The following is an 11668-nucleotide window of genomic DNA, read 5'->3' on the forward strand; positions in this document are numbered from 1 at the left end:
AATTTCCAGCCCCGTCCGTTTCAAGAAATTGACCAGCAACTCCACCAGTTGGAAGTTCAATTTCATTAGTGTCGTCTAAATCCAGATCGGCAGCTATGTGATTGTTGATCAGGGTGGTGTTGGTCGCAATGTCTGCAGACTCTTCGAAAGGGGACAAGTCAACTGTATATGGTACGGCACCATCATCTTCAAGCGAAAGATTTAGAAGATTAGACCCATCGATATTGAATAGGTCCACGGTCTGGTCATCGGTATTTGCCCCATCAGCCCATGAATAATTTCCAGCCCCGTCCGTTTCAAGAAATTGACCAGTAACTCCACCAGTTGGAAGTTCAATTTCATTAGTGTCGTCTAAATCCAGATCGGCAGCTATGTGATTGTTGATCAGGGTGGTGTTGGCCGCAATGTCTGCAGACTCTTCGAAAGGGGACAAGTCAACTGTATATGGCACGGCACCATCATCTTCAAGCGAAAGATTTAGAAGATTGGACCCATCGATATTGAATAAGTCCACGGTCTGGTCATCGGTATTTGCCCCATCAGCCCATGAATAATTTCCAGCCCCGTCCGTTTCAAGAAATTGACCAGCAACTCCACCAGTTGGAAGTTCAATTTCATTAGTGTCGTCTAAATCCAGATCGGCAGCTATGTGATTGTTGATCAGGGTGGTGTTGGCCGCAATGTCTGCAGACTCTTCGAAAGGGGACAAGTCAACTGTATATGGCACGGCACCATCATCTTGAAGGGAAAGGTTTAACTGATTGGAAACATCAATTTCAAATAAATCAACGGCCTGATCGTCTGTACCGCCTCCCGTAAAGGGTATCCATGCATAATTTCCGGCTCCGTCAGTTGATAAGATATCACCATTATTGCCACCTATGGGTAACTCGATCTCATTGGTGATGCTGAGATCTTCATCGGCCGCAATATGATTGCTTATAAGCGTAGTATTGGCAAGAATATCGGCACTTTCTTCATAAGGGGATAGGTTAACAGATACAGGTACTGTACCATCATCTTCTAAGGATAGTAACAATTGATCAGAACCATCGATGAAAAATTGGTCAACAGTTTGATTATCAGTGTCTACTCCGGCAGCATCTACCCAATTATAAATCCCAGTGCCATCTGTCGAAAGCACTTGGCCCGGATTACCTCCTCCCGGAATTTCGATCTCATTGGTAGCGCTTAAGTCTTCATCATTGGTTATGTGGTCGGTAATGAGGGTTGCATTTGCCGAAATATCTGCTGATTCTTCCAAAGTAGCAAGGCTAATGCTATTCCCATTCAGTATGTCCAGATTTACGCCATCAAAGGCAAGCGTTTGCTCATCCGTATTTACTCCACTGGTCAGGCCTGAAAGGTCCACCGTGTTACCGCCCGTAATTGTAAGATCGTTCCCGTCCAGGCCAAGTGTTTGATTATCCGTCCCGGGATTGTCGAGCGAACTGAGGTTCACGGTTTGAACGCCTCCGTCCTCGAGCGTAATAGTGAGGTTGTTGGCAGGATCCAGGTTCAGGCCCGTGAGTTGCTGGTCATCCGAACCCGGATCATTGAATACGCTCAGGTCCACGGAATTCCCATTGGCAATGCTTAGGGTGTTATCGGAAAGGGTCAGGTCCTGGAGCTCATTGGTGTCATCCGTATCCCCGTCTGCCGCAATGGCAGCCGCATTCGCCGCAACCCCGTCCGCATTGTCAAAGATCAGGACCTCCAGGGCTTCCGCATCAAAATACGCCCCGCCGTCGGATCCGGCGGTGAGGTCATTGCCCGGGTCCCCGCTGATGAGTTCCCCGGTGGTGAGATAGCCGGCGTCGTTGTTGAAATCCGACACGGTGACCTGGGAATAGTCGATTTCCGCGTCCGTGATGGTATTGTCCTGCAGCTCGTCCGTACCTACCGAGTTGGTCGCAAGCTTGTCCGAATTGATGGAATTGTTCTGGATGTCCTGGCTGCCGATGGTGAAATCCAGGATGTTTTCGCTGCGGATCTCGCTGACCTCGAAATTGACCACGTCCCCGTTCTGGGTGATCACGATGGTCGGGGCCGTGTTGACGATAGCCTCGGTGGCGAATTCGATGGGCAGGGATTCGCAGATATTGATCCACTCGGCCCCGTTGTAGTAGTAGAGGCAGCTGAAGTCCGTGTTGTAGACGATGGCCCCGGTACTGGCGTTCAGGGCGTTCATCTGGGCATCGCTGACCCGGGTGATCACCAGGGCCCTGTCGGTGCTCTCCAGCTCCAGGAGGGACCCGGGGTTGATGGTCTGGGGGTTGTCGCCAATCTTTACTTGGGCGCTGAGGCCCGCGCTGCTGAGCAGGAAGCTCAGCAACAGGTTGCGGTTCATTTTCATCGGTAGCGGTTTTTCGCGTCTGGGCAGGCGTTCTCGTTGGCGCAAACCCAAGCAAACAAAAATACTACTCTGCTGGTAATGCGCACAGATTTTAGCTGCAAGTGATGCTTTTTGCGTTGAAATGGGGGTGTTAAAATAATCAACAGGGAAATGTGGCATCCGGGTCTGCAATCAGAAAGCGGCAAACAGCCCGGACAGGCTCGCCTTACGGCGGATTAACATAAGTTTATGGCTTCCGGGTTTTTTTTTAACCCCTCATGCACTTTCTTTATCTTTATTAGACAGAAAGATTGCCATGAGAAGATCCTCCCTGCTTGTTTTATTAATGCTTTCACTGTTGCCCCTGGGGGTGGCCGCCCAGGACGACGACCGTCCCCTGCTCCGGGGTACGGTCCTCTACCGCAATACACCGGTACCCGGGGAAAATGTGCTCAATGCAGGTGCCGGTACCGCTACCACCACGGATGATGACGGTCGGTTTACAATCCCGGCCAAGCTGGGGGATACACTCTATTTTATAGCCCTGGCCTACGAATTCAAAAAAGTGGCCGTGGACGAGGAGGTGATCCGTCGTAACCGGATGGTCGTGGAGGTCAACGAGAAGGTGACCGAGTTGGAGGAGGTAACCGTGAGCCCGGAGGAGCAACAGGAATTCCTGCGTTTGCGCAACGAGGATTTCAAGGGGTACAACTACGATACGGACGAGACTACGGAAATTGAGAATATCGCCCTGGACCCGACCGTCCGCGGGATGAAGTACGGGCTTAATTTTGTGAACATCTTCAAATTGCTGACGGGCAGCGGCAACCGGGAAAGTGCCCAGAACCCTTCCTTGCAGGCCAGTTCGGTAATCCGGCAGATATACGACGACGCCTTTTTCGTGCGGGACCTGGGCATCCCCCAGGAGCAGATACCGGATTTCCTCGATTATGTGGATGCCGAATTGCCTTCCCGCACGCTGTTGCGCAAAGACCATGAATTTGAACTGATTGATTTCCTGGTTACCACGAGTGAGACCTTCCGCAAGACCATTATACAGGATTAGGGGATGGCTCCTGCTGCCAGTCCTTTGCCTGTGGCTGCACGTGGGGTCCATCACTGCCCAGGAAGCACCCGCCGGCCGCTCCGAGCTGGTAGGCGTGGTTTCGGAAGAGGGGGTGGGGATAGCCGATGTGCACGTACTGAACCTGACCGCGACATCGGCGGTCATCACTGACGAAAACGGCTATTTCCGCATCGATACCGCCCCCGGGGACACCCTGATGTTTTCGGCCGTCCGGTATAAGCGCAGGACGCTGGTGGTGCGCCCTGAAATGCTCCGGGCCCTTCGCCTGGAAGTACCCCTGGAGCCCTTTGTGAACGAACTGGATGAGGTGGTGGTGAGCCCCTACAACCTGAGCGGCGACCTGGATGCAGACCTGGGACGGCTTCCCGAGGACCGCACGGTGACCTCTTTTTCCCTGGGGTTGCCCAATGCAGCCCGGCGCCAGTGGACCAATACCGAAAAAAAATTCAACGAGGCCACCACCGGCGGGGGTATCGTCCCGCTAAACCCCATCCTGAATTACTTCTCCGGCCGTACCAGGAGGCTCAAAAAGCAAATGGCCTATGAAAGCAGGTACCGAAAATCTGTGGAAATGCGGGAGCAGTTCGCCGACAGTGTCCTGACCCGTGAGCTGGGCGTGCCCCGGGAGCGCCTCCCGGATTTCATGTACTTTTGCGAGGTGGACTCCCTTTTTGAGGCCGTGGCGGATTCCGGGGACCAGTTGCGCGTATGGGCTTTTTTGCGCAGAAAAAGCGAAGAGTACCGGAAAAACAATAATTTGGACTGATCCCTTGCCGGAGGACTGGCATGGGATTTGCACATGAAACGATCAATGACGTTCCAATGAAAAAAACAATCGCTTTTTTCCTGTTGATATCGGTTCCCCTGCTTTGTGCCTTTGACACCGCCCACAAATTCTATTTGAGCGTCACCAACGTGGAGTACTCCGAAAAGGATGAGGCCCTGCAAATCACCAGCCGGATCTTCATCGACGACCTGGAGGACCTGCTGGAGACCCGCTACGACCTGCAGGCAGGCCTGGGTACGGAAAACGAGGCCGAAACTGCCCGGCAGACCATCGAACGTTACTTCAACAGCAAGTTCCGGATCTTTGTCAATGGGGAGGAACGGGCGTACACTTTCCTCGGCAGCAAGTACGACAAGGATCTGATTATCTGCTTCCTGGAGGTCCGGGGAGTCCGGAAGGACACCCTGGAATCCGTGGGTCTGCAGAATGAAATCCTAACAGACCTGTTTATTGAGCAGAAGAACCTGGTCCACTTTAAAGTGCTCGGAAAAAAAAGGAGTGTGGTGCTGATCCGGGAGAATAATAAAGGAATGTTAAATTTATAGCCATAATTATCGTATCGCGTTAAAAAAGTTAATTTTCGCGAATCAAATAATCACAGCAATCCATGATGAAATACAAACGTATTCTAACTGCCGTTTGCTTCCTTTTCGGGGCCGTTTTATTTGCCCAACAGGAAGAGCAGGCAGCCGAAAGGGAACCCGGCCATACCAACCAGAGCAAATTCCGCCAGATGTACCAGGAGTTTGCCACCCCGAACACCTACCGCTCCGCTTCCGGGGCGCCCGGGCCAGATTACTACCAGCAACAGGCCGACTATAAAATGGACATCCGCCTGGACGATGAAAATGCCAGGATCTACGGGGAGGAAACCATTACCTACCACAACAATTCCCCGGATGAACTGGAGTACCTCTGGGTGCAACTGGACCAGAACGTACGCGCCAAGGATTCCAAGTCCCCACTGCGGGACGGGAACGGCGTGCCCCTAGCCTACCGGACTTCTTCCTTTACCGGCGAATACCTGGGCGAGCCTTTTGATGGCGGCTTCAACATAGAATACGTCCGCGATGCCTCCGGACAGCCCATACCGTACACCATCAACCAGACGATGATGCGGGTGAATATCCCGAAGCCGCTGGCGAGCGGGGAGCAAATTTCCTTCTCTGTCAAATGGTGGTACAACATCCCGGACCACACGGTGAACCGCGCACGCTCCGGCTATGAATACTTTCCCGCCGATGGCAACCGCGCTTATGTGATTGCGCAGTTCTTCCCGCGCATGGCTGTTTACAGCGATGTGGAAGGCTGGCAGAACCACCAGTTCTGGGGCAGCGGGGAGTTTGCCCTGCCCTTCGGGAATTACGAGGTGAATATTACCGTACCGGCCGACCACGTACTGGATGGCACCGGCGAATTGCAGAACCGCAAGGAGGTATTCTCCAAGGAAATGATGCGCCGTTACGAGCAGGCAAAAAAGTCCTATGACGAGCCCGTGATGATTGTCACCCAGGCGGAGGCCGAAGCTGCCGAGAAAGGCTTTGCCACCGATACCAAGACATGGCGCCTGAAGGCAGAGAACGTCCGCGACTTTGGCTTTGCCACCTCCCGGAAGTTTATCTGGGACATGATGGCGGTGAAGATCGGCAACAAAGACGTCATGGCCGTTTCCCTCTACCCCAAGGAAGGCAACCCGCTCTGGGAAGAACTTTCCACCAAGGTGGTGGCCAGCACCCTGAAGAGCTATTCGGCCCATACCTTTGACTACCCCTACCACAAGGCCATTTCCGTGCACGCCAAGAACCAGGGCATGGAGTATCCGATGATCTGCTGGAACTACGGCCGCCCCAACGAGGACGGTACCTATTCCGACCGCGTGAAATACGGGATGATCTCGGTGATTATCCACGAGGTGGGCCACAACTTCTTCCCGATGATCGTCAATTCGGACGAACGCCAGTGGGGTTGGATGGATGAAGGCCTGGACACGTTTATGCAGTACATGGCCGAACAGGAATTCGGGGAGGAGTTCCCCCAGGTGATCGCGCCGAACGAAAACTACCCGTCCCGCCGCGGGGCCCCTGCCGCCATTGTTCCTTACATGGCCGGGGACCAGAGCACGATCTCGCCGATCATGTCCAACCCGGAAAACGTCTACCAGCTAGGCCCGAACGCCTATGCCAAGCCGGCAACTGCCCTGAACATCCTGAGGGAAACCGTGATGGGCCGCGAGCTGTTTGACCATGCGTTCAAAACCTATGCGCAGCGCTGGAAATTCAAGCACCCCACCCCGGAGGATTTCTTCCGGACCATGGAGGATGCCTCGGCCGTTGACCTGGACTGGTACTGGAGGTCCTGGTTCTACACCACCGACTATGTGGATATCGGCGTGAAGGGGGTCAAGAAATACTATGTGTCCGACAAGCCCACCGCCCAGATGCGGGAATACATGGCCAACAACGGGGTGACCGAAGATGATCTTCCCCCGCTGGTGTACCTGGCCGAGGAGGACAGCGAAGACTTTGACCCGGACCTCAAGGGTCGCAAGCCTACTGAAATCTCCCAGCCGCTGTCGGAATTCCTGATGGACAACATGACGCCCGAGCAACGCGCCCAGGTAAAGGAACCCAAGTACTTCTACGAGGTGACTTTCAACAAGCCGGGGGGGATCCCCATGCCGCTTATCGTGGAGTATACCTATGCAGACGGTACTACCGAGCGGGTGACCTACCCGCCGGAGATCTGGCGAAAAAGCGATAATGAGGTGAGTCGGGTGATTTCTTCCGAGCACGAACTCGTGGGGATTGTAGTGGACCCGGACGCTGAAACTGCGGATATCGATACGGAGAACAACAGCTGGCCCAAGGACGAGTCGCCCTCTGAATTCGAGCAGTTCAAAGAAGAGATCAAAGGGTAAATCCCGGAGGGTCCAATCCCTGCTTTGGTTTGGAACCCCTGTAAAATAAGAAGAAAAGTCCCGGCGAGATGACCGGGACTTTTTTTATGCGGGGTGCGAAACTTGCGTATATTTGTGGTATGGCAATGCTATTTTTATTCATAAGCGGGGCGGAGATATTCTTCATCCTCTTTATTGTGGTGATGGTTTTTGGAGCGGATAAAATACCGGGAATTGCCAAAGGCCTTGGCAAAGGAATGCGGCAGCTCAAAGATGCTACCGAAGACATCAAACGCGAGATCCATAAAAGTGCCGAAAAGCAGGGCATCGATACCTCCTTTACCAAGGAGATCGAGAAAGACCTGAAAGACGTCAAGAAGAACATCGAAGACGTGGGCGGCACCATCCGCCGTAAATAACCCCCATGCTGGACCGCATCTTGCAATGGGACCGGGAAGCCTTTATCTACCTGAACGGACTTGGAATTGAACAATTCGACGCCTTTTGGGCTGCAGTGACGGATATCAGTACCTGGATTCCCCTTTTTCTGCTTTTTTTCCTGCTGATCCTCCGGTTGTTCCCGATACGGCAGGGGTTGGTCATGGGGGCCACCACCGTCCTGCTGGTGCTTTTCATCCTCTGGTTTACCGAATTTACCAAGGAATTTGTGGCCCGGCTCAGGCCCAACAACGATGCAGAGATCAACACGCTCATCCGGATACTCCGGAGCCCCACCAACTACAGCTTTTTTTCCGGCCATGCCTCCAGTTCCTTTTCGGTGACTACCCTGATGGTGTTGTTTCTAAGGAACAGGCTCCGGTGGGCCTACCTGTTTTACCTCTGGCCCCTGTTGTTCGCCTTGAGCCGTATCTATGTGGGCGTTCACTATCCGGTGGATATCCTGGTGGGGGCCATCGTGGGCCTGCTCACCGGATGGGGGTTCTACCGGCTTTACCTGCTTATCGCACCCTACACGCCGTCAGGCCGTCCCGTATAGGCAGCAGGACCACCTGGAATCGGGGGTCCTTCGGTAGGTCTGCATTCAGTTTTTTCAGGGATTCGGTCACCGGGTCGCTGGCCTCGGGGTCGAGGACCTTGCCGGACCAGAGCACATTGTCGAGGAGGATCAGAGTGCCGCTCCGGGTCAGGGGCAGCACGGCTTCCAGGTACTGGGCATACTCCTGCTTTTCCGCATCGATAAAAACCAGGTCAAAGGTCTCCCGCATTTGCGGAAGGAGATCCAGGGCCAGGCCGGTGTGTTGGATGATCTTTTTTCCATAGGGGCTCCGGTCGAAATACTTCCGTTGGATGGAAAGGAGTTCCTCGTTTTTGTCGATGGTGTGCAATTCCCCGTCCTTGGAGAGCCCCTCCGCAAGGCATAGGGCCGAATAGCCGGTATAGGTCCCGATTTCCAGGATCCGACCGGGGCGCAGCAGCTGGGAGATCAGGCTGAGTACCCGCCCCTGGTGGTGCCCGGTAAGCATCCGGGGCCTCAGGACCTTCAGGTGGGTTTCCCGGGTGAGCTCCGCCAAGAGTTCGGGTTCGGGTTCGCTGGAGGCTTCGATGTACTGTTCCAGTTCGTGCGAAAGGAAGTGCATAGGGCGTTTTTCACAAAAGTAGAAAAACCAACCACTCCGGTTGGTGTGTTTCCCAATCCAATTGATTCCCACCCGGCGGATACAGACTCGATTTTGCCGTCTCCGCCCCGGGTTATTCATCGACAGAAACCAATCGTCTGTCCTTTGAAGCGGGCCTTTGGTCTTTATTCGTGTCAGTGGATACAAAGCCGGACTACTTTTAGGGGAAACAATTGGTTTGCCATGAAAACAAAAAAAGTCGTTCTGTTTTTGGTAGGGATGGTCTCGGCAATAAGCATCCATTGTTCCCGGGAAGATGATGCAACCGACGAATTTTCTTTGCCACCTGCCCAACCTTCAGAGGAAAGCCCGGAGGCCCCACCGGAGTCTGTGCCCCCCGATTCAATCCCCGGACCCGACCCCGAAAGCTCAGTTGCCGAACCTGCTATCTACTATAATGGATACGCCAATTACACCAATGCCCGGCTGATTGTCAACAGCGAGACCGTGTCTGTGGCCCCCGAATTTCAGTATGTGGTTGGATGTATGAACGGTAGTGACAACGCCTGGGGCTACGGCACAAATATTTCTGGGCTTCTGCTGCAAAACGATGGCGCCGTTTATGTTGGGACACAACAGGTTGGTTCCTGCTCACTGATGTACGTTTCCGGCGGGTTTATAGAATTCGAGCAATGGATTTACCGTTGGAACTTGGAATACACCATTGTCATAAACGATGGCAAACCCGACGAAATCGCGATTACCGGTACGGGGAGGGGGTCGCATATCTGGGAAATTCCTTACGATGCGTGGGTACAATCGGATATCACTTTCGAGTACCATGGGGTACAAATCGAGGGGACCAGTAACTATGAAGGCAGTTTCAAATTGGAGGAGCGTTCTCCCAACCAAAAATACAACCTGTCCGTTTCCGGAACGGCCACTCTGGAACGGGAACTGGAAATTCCGCTACCCCGCTGATTTGTCCGAATGCCATTCCCGTGACACCAAATCTGCGAAGGGCCTCCCGGGAAATTTGCGCCCGGATTCCTACCTTGCCGGAAAATCATCCGCTATGGAGATACAAATCCGACCCGCAACCAGGGAAGACCTGCCCGCATTGCTGGAACTGGAGCAGGCGCTTATCCGCGACGAGCGGCCGTTTGACCCGACCATCCGACCGGACCCGGTCCATTATTACAACCTCCCCGCACTCCTGGGCGACCCGGACACCCGGGTGGTGGTGGCAACTGCCGGGGGGCAGGTGGTAGCGACCGGTTATGCGACCAAAAAGGAACCCCGCCATTACCTGGACCACCAGGCGTATGCCTATTTTGGTTTTATGTATACCCGCCCGGCCTTCCGGGGCCGGGGCATTAACGGCCGCATCATGGATGACCTCAGGCAATGGGCGGTTTCCAGGGGACTCACCGAAATCCGCCTCACCGTGTACAAGGGAAACGAACCCGCCATCCGGGCCTACGAGAAGGTGGGGTTCTCCGGGCATATCCTGGAAATGCGGCTCCGGGCGGAAAAGGACCGGTAACGGGCAAGCTTCTGCCCCCCGGCTCTGGGATATCGGTCGCTTCATCGTATTTTTACCTAAAATTTCCGACAGCCTGCAAAATACCCGAAAGCCCATGACATTTGAGAATACGGAAGCCTTTGCCCGGGAACTGGATGCCCGGGACCCCCTGGCGCCCTATAGAAAAGAGTTCCTGTTTCCCCAGCACAACGGGGAGGACGTTATCTACTTCACCGGGAACTCCCTGGGGTTGCAGCCCAAAAGGGCGGCGGCACGTGTTGAACAAATCATGAAGGACTGGAAAGAGCTCGCCGTGGAAGGGCATTTCCGGGCCGAAAACCCCTGGTGGGAATACCATGAACAACTGGCACCCTACCTGGAAAAGATCGTGGGGGCGCGGGCAGGGGAAGTAACGGTCATGAATACCCTGACCGTGAACCTGCACCTGCTCATGGTTTCCTTCTACCGGCCCAGCGGGAAGCGCTATAAAATCCTGTGCGAGGAAAAGGCCTTTCCCTCCGACCAGTACATGCTGCAAAGCCAGCTCCGGTTCCACGGGTACGACCCGGAGGACGCCCTCATCGAGGTGCCCAAGCGGCCGGACGAACACCATTGGCGGACAGAGGATATCCTCGGTGTTATCGGGGAACACGCGGATTCCATCGCCCTGGTCCTGATGGGAGGGGTAAATTACTACAACGGTCAGGTGCTGGACATGGCCGCCATTACCCGAGCTGGGCATGCAGCTGGCGCCCTGGTTGGCTGGGACCTCGCCCATGCCGCTGGCAATGTGCGCCTGGAGCTACACGACTGGGACGTGGATTTTGCGGCCTGGTGCAGCTATAAATACATGAACAGCGGCCCCGGGAACCTTTCCGGCGCCTTTATCCACGAGCGCCATATAGCGGACCAGACCCTGCAGCGGTTCGAGGGCTGGTGGGGCACCAAGAAGGAAACGCGTTTCCAGATGCGGCCGCAATTCGACCCCCTGCCTACCGCCGATGCCTGGCAACTCAGCAACCCCCCAGTCCTGGCCCTGGCGCCGTACCTGGCCTCCCTGGAGCTTTTTGACCAGGTGGGCATGGATGCCCTTATCGAGAAGCGGGAACGCCTTACGGCTTACCTGGAGTTCATCCTGGGGGAGGTGGACAAACAGGTCGAAAGCCGCTTCGAAATCATCACCCCGGCCGACCGGGGCTGCCAGTTATCGGTTTTCCTGCACGGGGAGGGCCGGCCGTTGTTCGATTACCTGATGGAGCACGGGGTGGTCCCCGACTGGCGGGAGCCCAATGTGATCCGCCTGGCGCCGGCACCATTCTACTGTTCTTACCTGGATATGTACCGCTTTGGCCGGATCCTCCGGGAGGGCATTGAATCGGGGAGGGCCTGAACCCTGCGGGCATCCGGACCCGGCCCTTGGTATGCACGTCGCCACGGGGACCCTGGCAGGACGCAGTGGCC

The 11668-nt window shown here is 54.8% G+C and carries 10 protein-coding genes and 1 pseudogene; 9 read left to right on the forward strand and 2 right to left on the reverse strand.

Features of this window, described 5'->3' with window-relative positions; genetic code table 11:
* Positions 1–2356 (reverse strand): annotated as a pseudogene (locus H7F20_RS06860) (hypothetical protein); the annotation flags it as partial.
* Between the two features lie 295 nt (positions 2357–2651).
* On the opposite strand from H7F20_RS06860, the gene H7F20_RS06865 reads away from it, so the two are divergent.
* The 6 genes from H7F20_RS06865 to H7F20_RS06890 all read left to right on the forward strand — a co-directional run bounded on the left by H7F20_RS06865 (position 2652) and on the right by H7F20_RS06890 (position 8102).
* Entirely contained in the window at positions 2652–3401 is a 750-nt protein-coding gene (locus tag H7F20_RS06865) for a carboxypeptidase-like regulatory domain-containing protein (protein ID WP_185785367.1), read from the forward strand.
* A 40-nt stretch (positions 3402–3441) separates the two neighbouring features.
* Entirely contained in the window at positions 3442–4188 is a 747-nt protein-coding gene (locus H7F20_RS06870; RefSeq protein ID WP_370588486.1) for a hypothetical protein, read from the forward strand.
* A 56-nt stretch (positions 4189–4244) separates the two neighbouring features.
* The gene (locus H7F20_RS06875; RefSeq protein WP_185785369.1) at positions 4245–4754 is read left to right on the forward strand and encodes a DUF6702 family protein; all 510 of its coding nucleotides are present in this window, start codon (positions 4245–4247) and stop codon (positions 4752–4754) included.
* A gap of 62 nt (positions 4755–4816) precedes the next feature.
* Entirely contained in the window at positions 4817–7126 is a 2310-nt protein-coding gene (locus H7F20_RS06880) for a M1 family metallopeptidase (RefSeq protein WP_185785370.1), read from the forward strand.
* Between the two features lie 125 nt (positions 7127–7251).
* Entirely contained in the window at positions 7252–7524 is a 273-nt protein-coding gene (locus tag H7F20_RS06885; protein WP_185785849.1) for a twin-arginine translocase TatA/TatE family subunit, read from the forward strand.
* Positions 7525–7529: 5 nt separating this feature from the next.
* Positions 7530–8102, forward strand: a complete 573-nt coding sequence (locus tag H7F20_RS06890; protein ID WP_185785371.1) for a phosphatase PAP2 family protein — start codon at positions 7530–7532, stop codon at positions 8100–8102.
* On the opposite strand, the gene H7F20_RS06895 is transcribed toward H7F20_RS06890, so the two are convergent.
* Complete coding sequence (locus H7F20_RS06895; protein ID WP_185785372.1) at positions 8065–8703, reverse strand: O-methyltransferase; 639 nt, start codon at positions 8701–8703, stop codon at positions 8065–8067. The two genes, H7F20_RS06890 and H7F20_RS06895, sit on opposite strands and share 38 nt — an antisense overlap.
* 222 nt (positions 8704–8925) lie before the next feature.
* Here H7F20_RS06895 and H7F20_RS06900 point away from each other — a divergent pair, with 222 nt between their 5' ends.
* The 3 genes from H7F20_RS06900 (at position 8926) to kynU (ending at position 11597) form a co-directional block, all read left to right on the forward strand.
* A complete protein-coding gene (locus tag H7F20_RS06900) occupies positions 8926–9663 on the forward strand; it encodes a hypothetical protein (protein ID WP_185785373.1) in 738 nt (245 codons plus the stop codon).
* 94 nt (positions 9664–9757) lie between these two features.
* Positions 9758–10228 carry a GNAT family N-acetyltransferase gene (locus H7F20_RS06905; RefSeq protein WP_185785374.1) on the forward strand — a complete coding sequence of 157 codons (471 nt, stop codon included), beginning with the start codon at positions 9758–9760 and terminating at the stop codon, positions 10226–10228.
* A gap of 94 nt (positions 10229–10322) precedes the next feature.
* Positions 10323–11597, forward strand: a complete 1275-nt coding sequence (gene kynU, locus H7F20_RS06910) for a kynureninase (protein WP_185785375.1) — start codon at positions 10323–10325, stop codon at positions 11595–11597.
* Positions 11598–11668: the final 71 nt, after the last annotated feature.

Source organism: Robiginitalea sp. SC105 (assembly GCF_014243345.1).
Lineage (GTDB): Bacteria > Bacteroidota > Bacteroidia > Flavobacteriales > Flavobacteriaceae > Robiginitalea.

Coding starts and splice junctions, on each gene's coding strand:
- H7F20_RS06890 (WP_185785371.1), top strand. CDS start 7,530: ATGCTGGACCGCATCTTGCAATGGGACCGGGAAGCCTTTATCTACCTG.
- H7F20_RS06905 (WP_185785374.1), top strand. CDS start 9,758: ATGGAGATACAAATCCGACCCGCAACCAGGGAAGACCTGCCCGCATTG.
- H7F20_RS06880 (WP_185785370.1), top strand. CDS start 4,817: ATGATGAAATACAAACGTATTCTAACTGCCGTTTGCTTCCTTTTCGGG.
- H7F20_RS06875 (WP_185785369.1), top strand. CDS start 4,245: ATGAAAAAAACAATCGCTTTTTTCCTGTTGATATCGGTTCCCCTGCTT.
- H7F20_RS06900 (WP_185785373.1), top strand. CDS start 8,926: ATGAAAACAAAAAAAGTCGTTCTGTTTTTGGTAGGGATGGTCTCGGCA.
- H7F20_RS06895 (WP_185785372.1), bottom strand. CDS start 8,703: ATGCACTTCCTTTCGCACGAACTGGAACAGTACATCGAAGCCTCCAGC.
- kynU (WP_185785375.1), top strand. CDS start 10,323: ATGACATTTGAGAATACGGAAGCCTTTGCCCGGGAACTGGATGCCCGG.
- H7F20_RS06885 (WP_185785849.1), top strand. CDS start 7,252: ATGCTATTTTTATTCATAAGCGGGGCGGAGATATTCTTCATCCTCTTT.
- H7F20_RS06865 (WP_185785367.1), top strand. CDS start 2,652: ATGAGAAGATCCTCCCTGCTTGTTTTATTAATGCTTTCACTGTTGCCC.